A 19,045-nucleotide genomic window follows, 5' to 3' on the forward strand; every position below is an offset into this window, starting at 1 on the left:
CCCTTCCCCTGTTTGCGCGGCCAGCGGTTTCCCGCGGCCGCTTTTCCCTCCCCGACCCTCCATTCCCGTCGATTTGGCGAGGAATCGGCGCAATCCGTTCGATTCACCGCGATATTCTTCGCTTATTCTGTAATCGTCCGTAACAAACTGGGTCTACAATCGCAGCAATCGCATGCAGCCGTATGCGGTGCACTGCCAGACCACAAGCCCGCGGCCCACGTCGCCGCATAGGGCAATCAGAGATTCTCATGTACGAAAACCCATCCGCGCCCTGGCGCACGGGGAACGTCGCGGTTGCGACATCGGCACCGGCCGGCCCTGCCGACGGTGTACCGGGCACGCACCCCGGCTCGCCACACCTTGCCGAATCCGGCGCGGCCTTGCCAGACAGCGCTGCCGCTGCCGAAGCCGCGGCGCCGGCAAGGCCCGCCGCGCCTGCCGGCCCTTCGGCGCCCAATGCTGCGGCGCCGGTTCCGGCTTCGCGTGGCGCCCGGCGCTTGCGCGCGCTCACGGCTGCCCGTCCGCTCATGTGGCTGGTCGCGCTCGTCATTCTGTGTGCCTGGCTCCTGCCCGGCACCCTGGGCCACGAGCCCTGGAAGCAGGACGAGACCTATACGTTCGGCATCATCCAGCACATGCTCGATACCGGCGATCTGGTCGTGCCGACCAACGCCGGCCAGCCCTTTGTGGAAAAACCGCCGATCTACGACTGGGTCGCCGCCGGCCTCGCCTGGATGTTCGGCCGCTATCTGCCGCTGCATGACGCTGCACGCCTCGCGAGCGCGCTCTTCGCCGGCCTGACCCTCTACTACACGGCACGCGTTGCCCGCCGCGCGGTCACCGCGTCCAGCTGGTTCGATATCCGCGTGATCGGCACGCTGGCATTGTTCGCGAGCACGCTCGTCGTCATCAAGCATGTGCACGACATGATGACCGACGTCGCGCTGATGGCCGGGGCCGCGCTCGGTTTCTGCGGACTGTTCGAACTGGTGCTGGTGCATCTGCGCGACGAAGCGCGCCTGCTGCCGGTCGACGTGCGCCGCCGGCGTCACGCGATTCTGAGCGGCGCGGCGATGTTCGGCGCGGGTGTCGGCGTGTCGTTGCTGGCCAAGGGCCTGTTCGTGCCGCTCGTATTCGGCGCGACCACTGCCGCCGTGCTGGTGCTGTATCCCGCCTGCCGCACTCGCAGCTTCGCAGGAGCGCTCGGCGTCGCCGCGCTGGTCTGCGCACCCTTCGCGCTCATCTGGCCGATCTGTTTCTATCTGCGCTCCGAGGCGCTCTTCAAGGTCTGGCTGTGGGACAACAACATTGGCCGCTTCCTCGGTTTTTCGGTGGCGGAACTCGGCTCTGAAAACGAAAGCCGTTGGTTCGTGCTGCGCACCGTGCTGAGCGTCGGCTTTCCGGTAGTGCCGCTTGCGTTGGCCGCGCTCGCCGGCGGCGGGTGGCGCCGCTGGCGCGATCCGCGCGTGGCGCTGCCGGTGATTTTCTCCGGTACCGGTTTCGCAGTACTGCAGACCTCGGCAACGGTTCGCGAACTATACATTTTGCCGTTCATCGCCCCGCTCGCCCTGGTGGCGATGGAAGGGGTCGACAGGCTGCCGCAGCGCCTGCACGCAGGCTGGGACATAGTGAGCCGCGTGCTGTTCGGCAGCACCGCCGCGATCGCGTGGATCATCTGGTCGATCATGAGCGGGCCGGCCAACACGCATGCGTCGCTGCACTGGCTCGGCCGCTGGTTGCCGCTCGACTGGGTGTTGCCGGTCAAGCCCACGCTGATCGCGGCCGCGCTGCTGATGACGCTAGGCTGGCTGTGGCTGCTGCCGATGTTCAGGCACACCGGCAAATGGCGCGGCGCGCTGAGCTGGTGCGCCGGCGCGATTCTCGCGTGGGGACTGGTGAGCACGCTGCTGTTGCCTTGGCTCGACTATGCGAAGAGTTACCGCTCCGTGTTCGAAAATCTCGGCGCCAGCATGAACGTCGAATGGAACGATGGCGATTGCATGGCCAGCTCGGGACTCGGCGAATCCGAAGCGCCGATGCTGTACTACTACACCGGTATCGAGCATCAACCGGTTGCGAACACCGCGACGACCGAGTGCACGTGGCTGATCGACCAGAGCCGCCGCGACAATCCACGCGTGCCGAAGGGTGATTGGCGGCTGTTCTGGTCGGGTGCGCGTCCGGGCGACACCGACGAACTGCTGCGTGTGTTCGTGCGCACACCCGCGACACCCACGCAGGACGAATAGCACACCGCAGCACCCGGCGGCACCCGGCGCGGGGCCTGTGCCGGCGTGTTTCGCTCACGCCTAGAACGACGAGCCGGGTTCTTTCAGGAAAGCGGTTTCTTCGTCCGTCGATTGGCGTCCAAGCACCGCATTGCGATGTGGAAAGCGTCCGAAACGCTCGATGATTCTGGCGTGCCTGACTGCCGACGAGTAATAGGACGCACCGCCCGGCTCTGACTTTAGCAGTGTGAACAGACGCAACGACTCGTGCTGGCTGGCGAGCGTTTCGTCGTGTTCGAACGGCAAATACGCGAATGCACGATGATGCGCGGTGGGCAATACGATATCGGCGCCGCTTGCGATCATCTGTTGCGCAATGCGCAGCGCCTGATGGTCGGCCGCGAAAGCACGCGGTGTATCGCGATGGCAATTGCGGGAAAACTGATCCAGCACGATGACGAGCGCTAACGCGCCGAGCGGCATCTCCGTCCAGTTGTCGAGGGTACCTTCGCGTGCCGCGTCGATTAGCGGCCCGAAGCGTTCCAGCAGCATCGCATCGAAGGCTTGATCGCGGGCAAACCAGAGCTTGCGCGTCTGGCCAAACGTGGGCGAATCCGGCGCGCCAAACCAGCAGTCGAGAACCGCGCGCGCCTCAGCCGCTTGCGGCCCGGCTGCCCGCTCAACCATTGCGATTGCGCATCCAGTCCGCGGTCTCGAAGAACGACGCCAGCAACCGCTCCCGCAACGGCTCGGAGAGCCCAACGTCCTGCATCGCCCACGCCATGCAGCGAAGCCACTGATCCCGTTCGCTGGACGCGATCGGAAACGGCATGTGCCTTGCCCTCAACCTGGGATGGCCAAAGCGGCTGATGTAATGATCGGGCCCGCCCATCCAGCCGCACAAGAACCAGAAAAACTTGTCGCGCGAACCATCGAGCGATTCCGGATGCAAGGCCCGGATCCCGGCGAATTCCGTTTCGAGATCCATCAGGTCATAAAACCGGTCGACCAATTCGCGCACGCGCGCTTCACCGCCCACCAGTTCGAAGGCCGTCGGCTGTGCGGCGGACACTTCGTCGTTAAGATCGCTCATACCCAATCACAAAAAACAGAAGAGAAAAATCACGCATCCCGCAGCGACTGCAATGCGGGCCGCGTCAGCACATGCCGCAAGCTGAGCCAACCGCCCACGCCCGCGCAAGCGATCCCGGCCGCGATACCTGCCGGCAACAGCCAGGGATTGAAGCCCAGATAAAATTCGAACACCCGCGTCGCCAGCAACCAGCCGATCACCTGCGCACCGAGCGCCGCCATCAAGCCCGCCAGCGCCCCCACCGACACGAACTCGGCGATCTGCACCGCCCGCACCTGCCGATGCGACGCCCCCAGCGCGCGCAGCAGCGCGGATTCTCGCATACGCTCATCACGCGTGCCGGCGAGCGCCGCGTAGAGCACCAGCACGCCGGCCGCGAGCGTGAACGCGAACAGGAACTGCACCGCGCCGATCACCTGCTGCAACACACGCTGCACCTGCGCCAGAATCGGACCGGTGTCGATTGCCGTGAGGTTCGGATAAGCGGCGATCAAGCCGTCGATGGTCGACTGTTTTTCGGGCGGCAAATGGAAACTGGTGATGAATGTCGCCGGGAAATCCTGCAAGGCGGCCGGCGGCATCAGCACGAAAAAGTTGACCTTGAACGAGCCCCAGTCGAGCTTGCGCACACTCGTCACCGGCGCATCGATCTGCAGACCCGTCACGTCGAAGCGCAGCGTATCGCCAGGCTTCACGTTGATCAGCTTCGCGAGCCCCTGCTCGATCGAAATCTGCGGCGTCTTCGTGTCGCCGTACCAGGTGCCGGCGGAGAGACGGTTGTCGTCAGGCAGCTCGGTTGTGTACGACAGATTGAATTCCCGATCGACGAGGCGTTTGGCGTCATCGCCCTTGAACGAATCCGGATTGACCGGCTTGCCGTTGATCGCGATCAGCCGGCCGCGCACCATCGGCGAGAGCACGGTGCCGGACACGCCGTGCGAACCCAGATAGTGCGTGACGGCGTCGCGCTGGTCGGGCTGGATGTCGATGATGAATTCGTTCGGCGCATCGGGCGGCGTCGATTTGCGCCAGCCGGCCACGAGATCGTTACGTGTCATCGCGATCAGCAGGAGGCACATCAGACCGATGCCGAGCGCGGTGATCTGCAACGCGCTCGCGCCGCTGCGCCGCTCCAGCGACGCCAACGCATAACGCCAGCCGATACCCGCATTCACACGCTCGCTGCGCACCACGCGCGACGCGCCCCACAACGCCAGCCGCGCAATACCCGCGAACACCAGCAGGCCACCGGCAAATCCGCCCGCGACAATCCCGCCGAGCTTCAACTCGCCCGCTGCGACGATCAGGAGCGCGGCAAACAACGCGATGCCAAGCGCATAGGCAGCCCACGCGGTGCGCCCCGCTTCGCCCCATTCGCGCCGCAGCACGCGCACCGGCGGCACGCGCGTCAGCGGCAACAGCGGCGGCAACGCGAAACCGAGCAACAGCACAAGACCGGCTGCGATACCTTCGAGCGCTGGCCAGACTGTGGGGTACGGCAACGTGACGTCGATCAGACTGCCGAGCCACGTCAGCAAAGCCATATGTCCCAGGTAACCGAGCGCCACGCCAAGCGCGCCGCCGATCAAACCCAGCCCGATGAACTCAAGCGTGAACAGCGTGCGCAGCGTGGACTGACTGACGCCGAGACAGCGCATCGCCGCGCAGCCGTCCAGATGGCGGCGCATATACCGATGCGCGGCCATCGCGATCGCCACCGCCGCGAGCAAGGCGGTGAGCAGTGAGACGAGCGTGAGGAAATGACTCGCGCGATCGAGCGTTTGACGCACCTGCGGCTGACCGTCCTGCAACGACTCGAGCGCGACGCCGCGCATCTTGCCGCCGTCCACCCTGTCATGCGCGAATTGCGCGAAGCGCGCCACCGATGCATCCGCGCCCGCCACCAGCAGCCGGTACGTGACACGGCTGCCGAAGGTGATGAGGCCGGTCGATTGGACCTCGTCGGCACGCATCATTAAACGCGGCGAGAAATTGACGAATGAGAAACCGCGGTCGAGTTCGCGGGTAATCATCGCGCCGATCGTGAAGCTGCGAGACCCCACCTTCACGGCATCGCCGACATGCAGCTTCAATGCATCGAGCAATGCCTGATCGACCCATACCGTACCCGGCGCAGGAATCGAGTGGATAGGGTGGTCCGCGGCTCCTGGCGCCGACGCGATCCGCAATTCGCCGCGCAACGGATAACCCGGCGAGACTGCCTTGACGGCGGCCAGCCGCGAGACCGGCTGCGCGCCGGTGGAGTTGATCATGCTGGGGAAGATCGCCGTGCTGGCGGTATTCAAACCGAGCGCGCTCGCCTGCTGCGTGAACTGCGGGTCGACCGGATGATCGGCACGCACGATGAAATCGGCGGCGATCATGCGCCGCGCATCGCGCTCGAGCCCTTGGTGCAAGCGGTCAGCCAGAAAGCCGACACTCGACAATGCCGCAACAGCCAGCACCAGTGCCAGCAGCAGCATGGTCAACTCGCCCGCGCGCCAGTCGCGCGCCGTCATGCGGATGGCCTGGCGCAGTACGTCTACGCCGCCCAACCGGCGCGCGGGCCGCGAGGTCGCCCGTGCCGTCACACCCCGTACCGTATCGCTCAATCGTGCCGACTCCTGGCAAAGCGCGACACCATGTGCGTCGCCATCCCGCGAAAACCGCCCTGCACCCCGCGCCACAACCGCGGCAGCGCCCAGCCGGCCAGCATCAGGAAGCCCACCATCAATACCAGGAACAGCAGCGGCACGAATAGCGCAAGCAGCATGCCGCCGAACACGAGACCGTCTTCAGCGGTCGAGGTCACGACGTTCGACACCGGTTCCGGCGACAGATTGATCAGTGCCCGCGTGCCCGCTTTGGCCAGATGCGCGGTACCCGCCAGCGTGCCGCCCGCGAGCGCCGCGACCGTCAGCAGCGCGGGATCGGCATGGCCGAGCGCGCCGGCCGCGAGTACCGCGCCGGCGGGAATGCGGATAAAGGTATGGACCGCGTCCCATAGGGAATCGAACGCGGGAATCTTGTCGGCGAGAAATTCAGTGACCGTCAGCACACCGGCCACGCCAATGACCCACGGCGATGACAGCGCGGACAGCGTATCGGGAAGATGGATGAAGCCAAGACGTGCGAACACGCCGGCCAGCAGGACTGTCAGATAGAGGCGCAGACCGCTGCCCCATGAGAGGCCCGCAGCGAGCGAAAGTGATTCAAGCATGGCCGCCTCCAGGCGCGCTGTGCGTGCCGGGCGCTTCGATGGGCAAAGCAAAGGGAGCCGCCGCACCGAAGTCGTCAGACCCGCGCCAACCAGGCCGCGGACAATTTCAGGTTGGATTCAATCCCATTATAGCCACGTTAATTCGCAGAACGCAGAGTGGCGAACAAATGGTGGCCTCTAATGACAGGCAGTTGGCGCCCGGTTTGAGCGCGCCCGGACACGATAATCCGCGTAAACACCCAAGACTCAATGAGGGCTCAATGCCCCGACGACAGCTTCAATCCAATCAATCCGATCACGATCAGCGCCGCGCTCGCCACCCGCGCGACCGTCAGGGCCTCGCCCATCATGACGATGCCGAAGATAAACGCGCCGACCGCGCCGATCCCTGTCCACACGGCGTAGGCCGTGCCGAGCGGCAACTGGCGCATCGCCATGGCAAGCAGAACGAAACTGCCGAGCGCGGTCACGACCGTGAATACGGACGGCCACAGTCGGGTAAAGCCTTCGGAGGTTTTAAGGCCGGCCGCCCAGGCAACTTCGAGCAAACCGGCAATCAGCAGAAGAATCCAGGACATGAGACAGCTCCATGGTCAGATGGGGCCGTCCCCGTTTGAAGCAGAAGCGCAAGGTCGTCCTTACGAACTGTAATTATACCAAAATCACGTCAAACCGCGCCGACCAGCCGATAGCCCACACCCGTCTCAGTGACAATATGCTCCGGTTGCGCCGGGTCGCGTTCCAGTTTCCCGCGCAGATGCGCCATGTAGATACGCAGATAGTGATGGCTCTCCACATGGGAGGGCCCCCACACGTCGCGCAGCAATTGCCGGTGCGTCAGCACACGGCCCGCATGGCGCACCAGCGTCGCGAGCAGGCGATATTCGATCGGTGTGAGATGGACGGCGACGCTGTCGCGGGTCACCTGACGCAAGGCCAGATCGACCGTGACCGCGCCGAAGCGCACCAGCGGCGATTCATTCGCGCCGCCCTGATTGCGACGCCGCATATGCGCGCGGATTCGCGCCAGCAGTTCGGAAACGCCAAATGGCTTGGTGAGGTAATCGTCCGCGCCGGCGTCGAGCGCGGCGACTTTCTCGGTTTCCTGGGTACGCGCCGAGAGCACGATGACCGGCAACTCACTCCAGCCGCGCAGCTCGCGAATCACATCGAGACCGTCGGTATCCGGCAAGCCGAGATCGACGATGACGAGATCGGGTTTGCGCGTCGCCGCTTCGACGAGACCTTGTTTGCCGGTCTCGGCGTCGTGCACGACGATGCCCTCGCCTTCCAATGCGGTTCGCACAAAGCGGCGAATCTGCTTTTCGTCTTCAATCAGGACGACGGTGATGCTCGGGTCACTCATGGCTAGGTCTGGACAGCAGGTTAGGAGTTGAATCGCGGTCGGGCAAAGCGTCGGCGCCTTCGTCTTCCAGCGCATCGGGTGCTTCGGGCGGCGTTTCCACCGGCAGCGTGAACCAGAAGCGCGCGCCTTCGACGCGGCCGTCCGGTGACAGACGATTGAGCGCGCCGATTGTACCGCCGTGCGCTTCCACGATCGCGCGGCAGATCGCGAGGCCAAGGCCGATGCCCGGCTTGGCCGATTCCTTCTCGCCGCGCGTGAATTTCTCGAACACCCGCGCTTCCATGCCGGCCGGCAGACCCGGCCCGTTATCGTCGACCGCGACACGAACGAACGATTTGCCGTCGGCGTCGAGACGCTGCGCGCCAATCGTCAACGGCGTATCCGGCGGGGTGTATTTGGCCGCGTTCTCGAACAGGTTCGAGAAGAGCCGCTCCATCAGCACGGCATCGAGATGCAGCAGCGGTAAATCCGCGGGCAGCTTTACTTGCACCGGATGATTCGCCAGCACGCGTTTGCAGGCGCGCAGCGCGGCGCCCACCGTTTCCTCGAGAAGCGTCCACTGTTGATTCAGTTGCAGGCTGCCTGCCTGCAAGCGCGCCATGTCGAGCAGATTGGTGACGATGCCGGTCATGCGCAGCGCCTCTTCATGAATCGCATCGACGAGATCGTCGCCGGGTTGTGCACCGGGATGCGCCTCGCGCGATTGCGCCAGCATCGACGAGAAGCCGACGATCGTGGTCAACGGCGTACGCAGGTCGTGCGAGATCGCCGACAACAGCGAATTACGCAAGCGCTCCGATTCCATATTGACGAGCGCGTCGCGCGCGATGTCGACGTAATGCACCCGCTCCAGCGCCAGCGCGATCTGCGCGGCGAATGCGTCGAGCATGCGTTGCTGCTCCGGCACGTCCAGCTCGCGCTCGTCGCGCATCACGACCGCGAGCACGCCGCGTGTGCGCATCGGCGCCTTCAACGGCAAATACAGCGCGGCGGCTGCCGGCAGCGTATCGGTACCGTGCCCGGCCGGCTTCTGCTGATCGTAGACCCATTGACCGACGTCGATATCGAGCATCTCGCCTTCGAGCGTGATCGTCGCGTCGGGATCTTCGATCTTCTGCTTCACCTGATCGACGCTGTCCGGCAACAGGATCGCGACGCGCGCACCGAACACTTCGCTGACATGCCGGCTGCCGATGCCGACAATCTGCTCAGTGGTCAGCGCCGCCGCCAGCTCACGCGCCATCGCATACATTGCGCCGGTGCGTTGCTCGCGACGCCGCGCGACACTCGCCTCGCGGCGCAGACTCGACGTGAGATGGCTGATGACGAGCGAGGTCAACAGCATGCCGATGAAGGTCAGCAGGTATTGCGTATCGGACACCGACAGCGACATGCGCGGCGGCACGAAGAAGAAATCGAACGCGGCCACGCTCATGAACGACAGTACGACGCCCGGCCCGCGCCCCAGTTTCACCGCCGTGAAGATCACGCCGAGCAGGTACAGCATGACAAGGTTGGTCAGATCGATATGGTCGATCAACTGGCTCGACAACAACGTAATAGCCGCGCAAATCGCCAACGCGAAGCCGTAGGCGCGCGGCGGCGATCGGCGTTCGCGCGCCGTGCTCAGCGCCTCGCGCCACGCATTCGCCGTGGTATTGAGCAAGCGGCGCTGCTCACCGCCGTCGCGTTCCGACGACGCGCGGATCAGCGTGAGATCGAGGTCGCCCGCGCGTTCGGCGATGCGCTCGCCGAGGGGCCGGCGTACCCACCGCCTGAAACCTGTGCGCGCCGACGCGCCGGCCACCAGCTTGGAGACGTTGCGGGCCTGCGCGTAGCCGATCAGCGCGGCGACCGCATCGGTTCCCGCCAACGTCGCGGTTTCGGCGCCGAGTTCGGCGGCGAGCTTCAAGGCGTTCAGCGTGCGTTCGCGGCGCGCGTCGGGCAAGCGCTGCAGTGCGGGCGTTTCCACATACACGGCGATCCAGTCGGCCTTCAGGCTGGCGGCGAGGCGTGCCGCCGCGCGCACCAGCATCGGCGCTTCCGGACCCGGACCGACGCACACCAGCAAACGCTCGCGCGCCTGCCAGATTCGCTCGATCGAACGGTCGGCGCGATACTCCCGCATCTGCGCATCGACACGGTCCGCGGTGCGGCGCAACGCCAGCTCGCGCAGCGCGATCAGATTGCCCTTGCGAAAGAAGTTGCGCACCGCGCGCTCGGCCTGCTGCGGCAAATACACCTTGCCGTCGCGCATCCGGTCGAGCAGCTCCTCGGCGGGCAGGTCGACCAGCGTGACTTCGTCGGCGCGATCGAACACACGGTCGGGCACCGTCTCCCAGACACGAATCCCGGTGATCTGGCCGACCACGTCGTTCAGGCTTTCGAGGTGCTGGACATTGACCGTGGTGTAGACGTCGATGCCCGCGTCGAGCAGTTCGTAGACGTCCTGCCAGCGCTTCAGATGCCGTGCGCCCTGCACGTTCGAATGCGCGAGCTCGTCGACGAGAATCAGTTGCGGCTTGCGGGCAAGGGCGGCGTCGAGATCGAACTCGCCGAGCTTGCGGCCGCGGTATTCGATCACCGCGAGCGGCAGCACATCGAGGCCTTCGAGCAGCGCGGCGGTTTCGCTGCGGCCATGCGTTTCGGCGATGCCGATCACCACGTCCGTGCCTTCATCGGCACGGCGGCGCGCGGCCTGCAACATCGCATAGGTCTTGCCGACGCCCGCCGAGGCGCCGAAGAAAATCTTCAACCTGCCCCGTTGACGCTTTTCTTCGTCGCGTTGCAGCTTGTCGAGCAGCTCATCAGGATCGGGGCGGTTCATGCTCAATGGTTTTCATGATAATGCGAGCGATAGTGCATGCATGGTGGCACGGCAGCGGCCGCACCGCAAACGGCAATCGCAAATGGCGAAGGCGGCACCGCATGGTCGCCGCCTCCTCGAACCACAGCCATCAACGACGCTAATCGGCGCTCAACTGTGTTTCATCTCGTCCAGCGCCAGATTCAGTTGCAGCACATTCACGCGCGGTTCACCGAGAATGCCGAACTGACGCCCGGTCGTATAACGGTCGACCAGCGCTTGCACATCGTTGCTGGCGAGCTTGCGCGCTTTGGCGACACGTTCGATCTGATACGCGGCGGCCGCCGGGCTGATCTCGGGATCGAGACCGCTGCCCGAGGACGTCACCAGATCGACCGGCACCGGCTTCGACATATCCGTGCCGGCCGCCTTCAATGCGTCGATACGGCCTTTGATTTCGTCGGTCAGCGCCGGGTTGGTCGGGCCGAGGTTCGAACCGCCCGAGTTGGTCGCGTTATACGGCATCGGGCTGGTGGCCGACAGACGGCCCCAGAAGTACTGCGGCGCGTCGAACTGCTGGCCGATCAGCTTCGAGCCGACCACCTTGCCGTTCTGCTCGAGCATGCTGCCGTTGGCCTGGTTGTTGAAGGCCGCCTGACCGACCGCGGTCATCACGGCGGGATAAGCGAGTCCGGTAACGGCGGTCAGTACCGCGAAGATCACGATCAGCGGACGAAACAGATTTTTCATGACAGGTAACTCCTTTTAAGCTGCCGCTTCTCAAACCCAGCCGAACGCGGCCAGCACCATATCGATCAGCTTGATGCCGATGAACGGCACGATGATCCCGCCCAGACCGTAGACCAGCAGATTGCGGCGCAGCAGAATCGCGGCACCCAGCGCCCGGTACTTCACGCCCTTGAGCGCCAGCGGAATCAGCAGCACGATGATCAGCGCGTTGAAAATCACCGCCGACATGATTGCCGAGGCCGGTGTGGCCAGATGCATCACGTTGAGTGAGTTCAGTGCCGGGTAAGTGGTCGCGAACGCAGCCGGAATGATCGCGAAGTACTTGGCGACGTCGTTGGCGATCGAGAACGTGGTGAGCGAACCGCGCGTCATCAGCATCTGCTTGCCGATCTCGACGATCTCGATCAGCTTGGTCGGATTCGAATCGAGATCGACCATGTTGCCGGCTTCTTTCGCCGCCTGCGTGCCGGTGTTCATCGCCACCGCGACGTCGGCCTGGGCGAGCGCCGGAGCGTCGTTGGTGCCGTCGCCGGTCATCGCCACAAGGCGGCCTTCGGCCTGATGTGAGCGGATGGTGGCGAGCTTAGCTTCCGGCGTGGCTTCGGCGAGGAAATCGTCGACCCCGGCTTCGGCTGCAATCGCCGCGGCCGTCAGGCGGTTGTCGCCCGTCACCATGATGGTCTTGATCCCCATCTTGCGCAGTTCGGCGAAACGCTCCTTGATGCCGCCCTTCACCACGTCCTTCAGTTCGATCACGCCGAGCACGCGTGCGCCCTGCTCGCCTTTCTCGGCGACCACCAGCGGCGTGCTGCCGCGACGTGCCACTTCTGCTACTGCCGTGCTGACTTCGTTCGGGAAACGGCCGCCATTCGCTTCGACGTAGTTCTTCACCGCGTCGGCCGCGCCCTTACGGATTTCACGGCCTGGCAGATCGACACCGCTCATCCGCGTTTGCGCCGTGAACGCCAGGAATTCGGCATGCAGCGTGGCCATATCGCGTTGACGGATATTGAAGCGCTGCTTGGCCAGCACAACGATGCTGCGGCCTTCCGGCGTTTCGTCGGCGAGCGACGAAAGCTGCGCGGCGTCGGCCAGCGCTTCTTCGGTCAGGCCCGGCGCCGGCACGAATTGCGATGCCTGACGGTTACCGAGCGTGATCGTGCCGGTCTTGTCGAGCAGCAACACGTCGACGTCACCGGCCGCTTCAACAGCACGGCCCGAGGTGGCGATCACGTTCGCCTGCATCATGCGGCTCATACCGGCCACACCGATCGCCGACAACAGCCCGCCGATGGTGGTCGGAATCAGACACACCAGCAGCGCGACCAGCGCCGTGATCGTGACCACGTGCCCGGCCTTTGCGGCTTCGACCGAGAACATCGAGAACGGCAGCAGCGTGGCGGTCGCCAGCAACATCACGATCGTCAGCGCGACCAGCAGAATCGTCAGCGCGATTTCGTTCGGCGTCTTTTGACGCTTCGCGCCTTCGACCATCGCGATCATGCGGTCGAGGAAGGCTTCCCCCGGATTGGCCGTGACACGCACGACAATCCAGTCCGACAGCACGCGCGTGCCACCCGTCACCGACGAAAAGTCGCCGCCCGACTCGCGGATCACCGGCGCGGATTCGCCCGTGATCGCCGATTCGTCAACCGACGCAACACCGTCGATCACTTCACCGTCGGCCGGAATCACGTCGCCGGTTTCGACCAGCACGACGTCGCCTTTACGCAGATCGGACGCCGTCAGAATACGGATCGGCGACTTCGGATGCGGCTCGTTCAACTTCTTGGCCATCACGTCTTTCTTCGCGCTGCGCAGCGACGCGGCCTGGGCCTTGGAACGGCCTTCGGCGAGCGCTTCCGCGAAGTTCGCGAACAACACCGTGAACCACAGCCACAAGGTGACCGCGAGAATGAAGCCCGCGGGCGCCTCGGCCTGGCCGCCGAGCGCGGCGATCCACAGAATGGTCGTGAGAATACTGCCGACGTACACGCAGAACATCACCGGATTGCGGAACTGCGTGCGCGGCGTGAGCTTCTTGAAGGAGTCCACGATCGCCGGGCGCACCAGCGCCGGGTCGAACATGGACCTGGTTGCATTATGTTCAGTCATTGAATCCTCGAATTTCCCGTTTGCGCGTGTTCACTCGTTGGTCGCCTGTGTCATCCCAATGAGTCGCCTCAGTGGGCGCCCATCATCATCAGATGTTCGACACCAGGTCCGAGTGCAAGCGCGGGCACATAAGTCAGCGCGCCGACCAGCAACACCGTGCCGAGCAGCAGCACGACGAACAGCGGGCCATGAGTCGGCAGCGTGCCGCCGGTCACACCGATGCGCTTCTTGGCGGCGAGCGAACCCGCGATCGCCAGCACCGGGATGATCGTGCCGAAGCGGCCGAACCACATCGCGATAGCCGTGAGCCAGTTGTAGAACGGCGTGCTCACTGTCAGGCCGGCAAAGGCGCTGCCGTTGTTGTTGGCGGCCGAGCTGAACGCGTAGAGGATTTCGGAGAAGCCGTGCGCGCCGGGGTTGGCGATACCCGCCTTGCCCGCGTCGGTCAGCACCGCGATCGACGTGCCCACCAGCACCAGCAGCGGCGTGAGCAGCACCACGATCGACACCATCTTCATCTCGTACGCTTCGATCTTCTTGCCGACGTACTCAGGCGTGCGGCCGATCATCAGGCCCGCCACGAACACGGCCAGCAGGGCGAACACGAGCATGCCGTACATACCGGAACCCACGCCGCCGAAGATCACTTCGCCGAGTTGCATCAGCAGCATCGGATAGAGGCCGCCGATCGGCGTCAGCGAGTCGTGCGTATTCGCTACCGCGCCGCAGGAAGCCGCCGTGGTCGCTACCGTGAAGATGCCCGACTGGGCGATACCGAAGCGCGTTTCCTTGCCTTCCGCATTACCGCCCGACTGCAACGCATTGGCCGACTGATCGACATTCAACGCAGCGAAGGCCGGATTGCCGCCTTGCTCCGCGCTGATTTCGCCGACCACGCATGCAGCAAATGCAATCGTCATCGCGGCGAGCACGGCGATACCCTGCTTGCGGTCCGCGATCATGCGTCCGAACACCAGCGCCAATGCCGCCGGAATGATCAGGATCGAGAAGATCTGCAGGAAGTTCGAGAACGGCGTCGGGTTTTCATACGGATGCGCCGAGTTGCCGTTAAAGAAGCCGCCACCGTTGGTGCCGAGCATCTTGATCGACTCTTGCGAAGCGACCGGACCCATCGCGATGGTTTGCGTCTTCACCGGCGTGTCGACCGTAACCGGGTTGCCCTTCGCGTCCTTCACCGGATTGCCTTGCGCATCGAGCTTCGGCGCGGCGTACGTGGTGGTTTGCAGCGTCGGCACGTCCTGATAGGCCTTGAAGTTCTGCACCACGCCCTGGCTCATCAGAAGCGCCGCGACGATTGCCGCCATCGGCAGCAATACGTAGAGCGTGACGCGCGTGATGTCGACCCAGAAGTTGCCGATGGTTTGTGTCGTATGACGCGCGAAGCCGCGAATCAGCGCGATCACCACCACGATGCCGGTCGCCGCCGACAGGAAGTTCTGCACGGTCAGGCCGAGCATCTGCGTCAGATAGCTGACGGTTTGCTCAGGCGTGTAGTCTTGCCAGTTCGTGTTCGACACGAAGCTGACCGCCGTGTTGAAGGCGCCGTCCACCGTCATCGGGCCGAACTGCTGCGGATTGCCCGGCAGCCAGCCTTGCACGCGCAGCAGCACGTAAAGGAACAGCACGCCGAGCACGTTGAACGCGATCGTGGCGATCGCGTAGTGCTTCCAGCTCATTTCCGCCGACGGATCGACGCCCGCGATACGGTACAGCAAACGTTCGAGCGGGCCGCCAAGGCGGACCACGCGCGAGCTGCCGTCCATCACGTTGCTCAGATAGCGGGACATCGGCACCGCGGCTGCCAGCAGCACGACGATGAAAAGGCCCGCTTGCAGGACATTGTTCGAGTTCATTCAATGTCCTCCGCGCGCAACAGCGCATAGACCAGGTACGCAAACAGCAGCGCGGTAGCCGCGCCCGACAACCAGAGAATCCAGTTCATGAGCGGGCTCCCTGGCCGCGCCGGAACTGCATCAACTTCTCGCAGCCGGCAATCAATGCAAAGGTCAGCGCGGAAAACAGCACCAGCCCCCCGACATACAGCACATCCATTTTTGTTCTCCATACACGGACTTTGGATAGGTGGAACGTTATGCCGAAGCGCGTAAAGGGCTGGTCAAAGATCTGAGACAGGGCGTAAAAATCGCGTAAACGGAAAAGGCCGCTCCATCGTGAGATGGAGCGGCCTTGTGCCGATGGGGTGCGGGTTTGCGCTATGCCTGCACTTACGGCAGCAGAATCGTCGAGCCCGTGGTACGGCGCCCTTCGAGATCGGCGTGTGCCTTGCCCACGTCCGCCAGCGCGTAGCGCTGATTGATGCTCGCCTTCACCTTGCCCGATACCAGCACGTCGAACAATTCGGCGGACATCGCTTCGTAGTCGCTGCGTTTGGCGATATAGGTAAAAAGCGTGGGGCGCGTAAAGAACAGCGAACCGCGTCCGGCGAATTCCGACGAATCGATCGGCGGCAACGGGCCCGATGCATTGCCGAAGCTCACGAACATGCCGAGCGGCGCGAGGCAGTCGAGCGAACCCGTAAACGTGTCTTTACCGATCGAGTCGTACACCACCGGCACACCCGCGCCATTGGTGATCTCGCGCACGCGCTTCGTAAAGTTTTCGCGCGTGTAGACGATGGCGTGATCGCAGCCGTGCGCCTTGGCGATTTCGGCTTTCTCATCGGAGCCGACCGTGCCGATCACCGTCGCGCCCAACGCTTTCGCCCATTGGCAAGCCAGCAGGCCGACGCCGCCTGCCGCGGCCTGGATCAAAATCGTGTCGCCGGCCTTCACCGGATAGGTACGGCGCAGCAGATATTGCGCGGTCAAGCCTTGCAGCATGACGGAGGCCGCCTGCTCGTCGCTCACCGCGTCCGGCACTTTGACGACCTGCGCCGCCGGCAGCACACGCTCCTGGGTGTATGCGCCTGGAGGACGCGCCACGTAGGCCACGCGGTCCCCCACCTTGAGACCGCTCACGCCTGCGCCGAGTGCGGTGACTTCGCCCGCTGCTTCCATCCCGAGACCACCCGGCAACGGCAACGGATACAGGCCCGTGCGGAAATACACGTCGATATAGTTCAGGCCCACCGCGGTCTGCCGGATGCGAATCTCGCCCGCGCCCGGCTCGCCCACTTCGACGTCGACCCATTTCATCACCTCCGGGCCGCCGGTTTTATCGAATCGGATTGCTTTGACCATCATGTCTCCCTGGTTTGTGGTTACGTTCGATCGTGAAGCACTACCGCGTGGATCTAGACCTGCTGTGTGAAGCGCAAAGTCAGCACGTCGAGAATCATGCGCGCGGTCGAAATATTGGTGGCGCACGGAATGTTGTGAACGTCGCAGGCACGCACCAGCGCATTGATATCCGGTTCGTGCGGCTGCGGCGTCATCGGGTCGCGCAGGAAAATCACCATGTCCACCCGCCCTTCCGCGAGTTGCGCGCCGATCTGCAGATCACCGCCATGCGGGCCGGACAGCATGCGCTCGACCGTGAGGCCATGCGCGTCACCAATGCGCGTGCCGGTGGTGCCGGTTGCAACGATCTCGCAACGCCTGAGCGTATCGACGTATTCGCCGGCCAGTTTGACGATGTCGTCCTTCTTGTGATCGTGCGCGATCAATGCAATGCGGGTGGTCATGACGTAAGACTCCTGAAACCGTTGTGATTGTCGTTGTTGTAGTGTTGGCGATGCCGGTGCTTCAAAACGTGCCCGTTCAGAACGTACCGGGGTAAGCGCCGCCGTCGATCAGCCAGTTCTGGCCGGTGATGTAGCCGGCATGCACGCTGCATAGGAACGCACAGGCGCGGCCGAATTCGTCGCGATTGCCGAAGCGGCCGGCGGGGATCGACTTCATGCGCTGCTGGCGCGCATCGTCGACGGAAATGTTTTGCGCCTTGGCTTGCGCGGCGACGGTGGTGGCGATGCGGTCCGTGTCGAACAGCCCCGGCAGCAGGTTGTTGATCGTTACGCCCGCACCGGCCACCTTGCTGCGCGCAAGTCCCGCCACGAAACCGGTCAGCCCCGAGCGCGCGCCGTTGGACAGGCCGAGCACGTCGATCGGCGCCTTGACCGCCGAACTCGTGATGTTGACGATGCGCCCATAGCCACGCTCGCTCATCCCGTCGATGGTCGCGCGGATCAGCTCGATCGGCGTGAGCATGTTGCTCTCCAGCGCGCGAATCCAGTCTTCGTGCGTGAAATTGCGAAAATCGCCCGGCGGCGGGCCGCCGGCGTTGTTGACCAGAATGTCCGGCTGTGGACAGACGGCAAGCGCCGCGGCGCGTCCTTCGGGCGTGGTGATGTCGCACGCGACAGTCTTCACGTCCACCCCGCTCTGCTTGCGAATCTCGGCGGCGGTTGCCTCCAGCGTCTCCTGCGTGCGGGCGACGATCGTCAGGTTGACGCCTTCGGCTGCCAACGCTTCTGCGCAGCCGCGCCCCAGTCCCTTGCTAGCCGCGCAAACCAGCGCGGTGCGTCCTGCGATTCCCATGTCCATGTGCGTATCCTCGTGGCGTAATCGTGGCGCGGGAGAGCCCCGCGGTTGCCCAATCGTTGCAAAGTTTCCCCCGATTCTAGAAGAATCGGTGCCGGACTGTGCCGGGCCCATGCAATCTCCGGTATCTTCCGGCGCCACTCTTTCGGTAAACTTGCGCCGTGGCGCGTCCGCCGGCCGATTTCAGACCGGGCGGCGCGCCGAACCGATCCCTCTAGCCGCCGCTTGCGCCCCCGCCATGACTCAGGACAGCCGTTTTCCCAATCTTTTCATCCTCGATCACCCGCTGATCCAGCACAAGCTGTCGCATATGCGCGACCGGGACACCTCCACCCGCACATTCCGCGAACTGCTGCGCGAGATCACGCTGCTGATGGGCTACGAAATCACCCGTAACCTGCCGATGACCACGCGCCGCATCACCACGCCGCTGGTCGACATCGACGCGCCCGTGATCGCCGGCAAGAAGCTGGCGATCGTGCCGGTGCTGCGCGCCGGCATCGGCATGTCGGACGGCCTGCTGGAGCTGGTGCCGTCGGCGCGCGTGGGCCACATCGGCGTGTATCGCGCCGAGGACCATCGCCCGGTCGAATACCTGGTGCGCCTGCCGGATCTGGAAGACCGCGTGTTCATTCTGTGCGATCCGATGGTCGCGACCGGTTATTCCGCCGTCCATGCAGTGGACGTGCTCAAGCGCCGCAACGTGAGCGGCGAGAACATCATGTTCCTCGCGCTGGTGGCGGCCCCGGAAGGCGTGCAGGTGTTCCAGGACGCGCATCCGGACGTCAAGCTGTACGTTGCGTCGCTCGATTCGCACCTGAACGAGCATGCGTACATCGTGCCGGGTCTCGGCGACGCCGGCGATCGCCTGTTCGGCACGAAAAACTGACAGCGGGCGCAGAAAACCGGCGGCGGCGCGCGCAAAAACGCGGCCGCCGTTCGATTTC

The 19,045-nt window shown here is 64.3% G+C and carries 17 protein-coding genes; 2 read left to right on the forward strand and 15 right to left on the reverse strand.

Annotated features, from left to right (window positions below; genetic code table 11):
- Positions 1-248 precede the first annotated feature (248 nt).
- Positions 249-2,249 (forward strand): ArnT family glycosyltransferase, encoded by a 2,001-nt coding sequence (locus PQR67_RS29420; RefSeq protein WP_408466348.1) that lies wholly within the window; start codon positions 249-251, stop codon positions 2,247-2,249.
- 60 nt (positions 2,250-2,309) lie between these two features.
- Here the strand turns inward: PQR67_RS29420 and PQR67_RS29425 are convergent, their stop codons facing one another.
- From PQR67_RS29425 to PQR67_RS29495, 15 genes are all read right to left on the reverse strand, one after another.
- Positions 2,310-2,915, reverse strand: coding sequence for a DUF924 family protein (locus PQR67_RS29425; protein WP_408466349.1), 606 nt, complete (start codon positions 2,913-2,915; stop codon positions 2,310-2,312).
- Positions 2,908-3,321, reverse strand: coding sequence for a group II truncated hemoglobin (locus tag PQR67_RS29430; protein ID WP_120345700.1), 414 nt, complete (start codon positions 3,319-3,321; stop codon positions 2,908-2,910). Before PQR67_RS29430 ends, PQR67_RS29425 begins: the two co-directional genes overlap by 8 nt.
- 29 nt (positions 3,322-3,350) lie before the next feature.
- Complete coding sequence (locus PQR67_RS29435; RefSeq protein WP_408466350.1) at positions 3,351-5,933, reverse strand: ABC transporter permease; 2,583 nt, start codon at positions 5,931-5,933, stop codon at positions 3,351-3,353.
- Positions 5,930-6,541: a DUF4126 domain-containing protein gene (locus tag PQR67_RS29440; protein WP_120345701.1), complete on the reverse strand. Its 612-nt coding sequence runs from the start codon at positions 6,539-6,541 to the stop codon at positions 5,930-5,932. Before PQR67_RS29440 ends, PQR67_RS29435 begins: the two co-directional genes overlap by 4 nt.
- A gap of 257 nt (positions 6,542-6,798) precedes the next feature.
- Positions 6,799-7,119 carry a quaternary ammonium compound efflux SMR transporter SugE gene (gene sugE, locus PQR67_RS29445; RefSeq protein WP_028196924.1) on the reverse strand — a complete coding sequence of 107 codons (321 nt, stop codon included), beginning with the start codon at positions 7,117-7,119 and terminating at the stop codon, positions 6,799-6,801.
- 89 nt (positions 7,120-7,208) lie between these two features.
- Positions 7,209-7,907, reverse strand: a complete 699-nt coding sequence (gene kdpE, locus PQR67_RS29450; protein ID WP_408466351.1) for a two-component system response regulator KdpE — start codon at positions 7,905-7,907, stop codon at positions 7,209-7,211.
- Positions 7,900-10,734, reverse strand: coding sequence for a DUF4118 domain-containing protein (locus PQR67_RS29455; protein WP_408466352.1), 2,835 nt, complete (start codon positions 10,732-10,734; stop codon positions 7,900-7,902). Before PQR67_RS29455 ends, kdpE begins: the two co-directional genes overlap by 8 nt.
- A 150-nt stretch (positions 10,735-10,884) precedes the next feature.
- Positions 10,885-11,463, reverse strand: a complete 579-nt coding sequence (kdpC, locus tag PQR67_RS29460) for a potassium-transporting ATPase subunit KdpC (protein WP_408466353.1) — start codon at positions 11,461-11,463, stop codon at positions 10,885-10,887.
- A 30-nt stretch (positions 11,464-11,493) separates the two neighbouring features.
- Positions 11,494-13,578, reverse strand: a complete 2,085-nt coding sequence (gene kdpB, locus PQR67_RS29465; protein ID WP_408466354.1) for a potassium-transporting ATPase subunit KdpB — start codon at positions 13,576-13,578, stop codon at positions 11,494-11,496.
- A gap of 68 nt (positions 13,579-13,646) precedes the next feature.
- Complete coding sequence (gene kdpA / locus PQR67_RS29470) at positions 13,647-15,452, reverse strand: potassium-transporting ATPase subunit KdpA (RefSeq protein ID WP_408466355.1); 1,806 nt, start codon at positions 15,450-15,452, stop codon at positions 13,647-13,649.
- Positions 15,449-15,541 (reverse strand): K(+)-transporting ATPase subunit F, encoded by a 93-nt coding sequence (gene kdpF / locus PQR67_RS29475; protein WP_007583461.1) that lies wholly within the window; start codon positions 15,539-15,541, stop codon positions 15,449-15,451. Before kdpF ends, kdpA begins: the two co-directional genes overlap by 4 nt.
- Positions 15,538-15,651, reverse strand: coding sequence for a potassium ABC transporter ATPase (locus PQR67_RS29480; protein WP_120345708.1), 114 nt, complete (start codon positions 15,649-15,651; stop codon positions 15,538-15,540). The genes kdpF and PQR67_RS29480 overlap by 4 nt, the downstream gene beginning before the upstream one ends.
- 173 nt (positions 15,652-15,824) lie before the next feature.
- Positions 15,825-16,799: a quinone oxidoreductase family protein gene (locus PQR67_RS29485; protein ID WP_408466383.1), complete on the reverse strand. Its 975-nt coding sequence runs from the start codon at positions 16,797-16,799 to the stop codon at positions 15,825-15,827.
- Positions 16,800-16,852: 53 nt separating this feature from the next.
- Positions 16,853-17,242 (reverse strand): methylglyoxal synthase, encoded by a 390-nt coding sequence (locus PQR67_RS29490; protein ID WP_408466356.1) that lies wholly within the window; start codon positions 17,240-17,242, stop codon positions 16,853-16,855.
- Positions 17,243-17,318: 76 nt separating this feature from the next.
- Complete coding sequence (locus PQR67_RS29495) at positions 17,319-18,101, reverse strand: SDR family oxidoreductase (RefSeq protein ID WP_408466357.1); 783 nt, start codon at positions 18,099-18,101, stop codon at positions 17,319-17,321.
- Positions 18,102-18,336: 235 nt separating this feature from the next.
- On the opposite strand from PQR67_RS29495, the gene upp reads away from it, so the two are divergent.
- Positions 18,337-18,987, forward strand: coding sequence for a uracil phosphoribosyltransferase (upp, locus tag PQR67_RS29500; RefSeq protein ID WP_408466358.1), 651 nt, complete (start codon positions 18,337-18,339; stop codon positions 18,985-18,987).
- Positions 18,988-19,045 lie beyond the last annotated feature (58 nt).

The organism is Paraburkholderia fungorum, from assembly GCF_046026025.1.
In the GTDB taxonomy this organism is placed as follows: Bacteria; Pseudomonadota; Gammaproteobacteria; order Burkholderiales; family Burkholderiaceae; genus Paraburkholderia; species Paraburkholderia fungorum_E.

What these genes read in the sequence shown, in the direction of transcription:
- PQR67_RS29420 (WP_408466348.1), top strand. Translation starts at nt 249, where the DNA reads ATGTACGAAAACCCATCCGCGCCCTGGCGCACGGGGAACGTCGCGGTT.
- PQR67_RS29425 (WP_408466349.1), bottom strand. Translation starts at nt 2,915, where the DNA reads ATGGTTGAGCGGGCAGCCGGGCCGCAAGCGGCTGAGGCGCGCGCGGTT.
- PQR67_RS29430 (WP_120345700.1), bottom strand. Translation starts at nt 3,321, where the DNA reads ATGAGCGATCTTAACGACGAAGTGTCCGCCGCACAGCCGACGGCCTTC.
- PQR67_RS29440 (WP_120345701.1), bottom strand. Translation starts at nt 6,541, where the DNA reads ATGCTTGAATCACTTTCGCTCGCTGCGGGCCTCTCATGGGGCAGCGGT.
- sugE (WP_028196924.1), bottom strand. Translation starts at nt 7,119, where the DNA reads ATGTCCTGGATTCTTCTGCTGATTGCCGGTTTGCTCGAAGTTGCCTGG.
- kdpE (WP_408466351.1), bottom strand. Translation starts at nt 7,907, where the DNA reads ATGAGTGACCCGAGCATCACCGTCGTCCTGATTGAAGACGAAAAGCAG.
- PQR67_RS29455 (WP_408466352.1), bottom strand. Translation starts at nt 10,734, where the DNA reads ATGAACCGCCCCGATCCTGATGAGCTGCTCGACAAGCTGCAACGCGAC.
- kdpC (WP_408466353.1), bottom strand. Translation starts at nt 11,463, where the DNA reads ATGAAAAATCTGTTTCGTCCGCTGATCGTGATCTTCGCGGTACTGACC.
- kdpB (WP_408466354.1), bottom strand. Translation starts at nt 13,578, where the DNA reads ATGACTGAACATAATGCAACCAGGTCCATGTTCGACCCGGCGCTGGTG.
- kdpA (WP_408466355.1), bottom strand. Translation starts at nt 15,452, where the DNA reads ATGAACTCGAACAATGTCCTGCAAGCGGGCCTTTTCATCGTCGTGCTG.
- kdpF (WP_007583461.1), bottom strand. Translation starts at nt 15,541, where the DNA reads ATGAACTGGATTCTCTGGTTGTCGGGCGCGGCTACCGCGCTGCTGTTT.
- PQR67_RS29480 (WP_120345708.1), bottom strand. Translation starts at nt 15,651, where the DNA reads ATGGATGTGCTGTATGTCGGGGGGCTGGTGCTGTTTTCCGCGCTGACC.
- PQR67_RS29485 (WP_408466383.1), bottom strand. Translation starts at nt 16,799, where the DNA reads ATGGTCAAAGCAATCCGATTCGATAAAACCGGCGGCCCGGAGGTGATG.
- PQR67_RS29490 (WP_408466356.1), bottom strand. Translation starts at nt 17,242, where the DNA reads ATGACCACCCGCATTGCATTGATCGCGCACGATCACAAGAAGGACGAC.
- PQR67_RS29495 (WP_408466357.1), bottom strand. Translation starts at nt 18,101, where the DNA reads ATGGACATGGGAATCGCAGGACGCACCGCGCTGGTTTGCGCGGCTAGC.
- upp (WP_408466358.1), top strand. Translation starts at nt 18,337, where the DNA reads ATGACTCAGGACAGCCGTTTTCCCAATCTTTTCATCCTCGATCACCCG.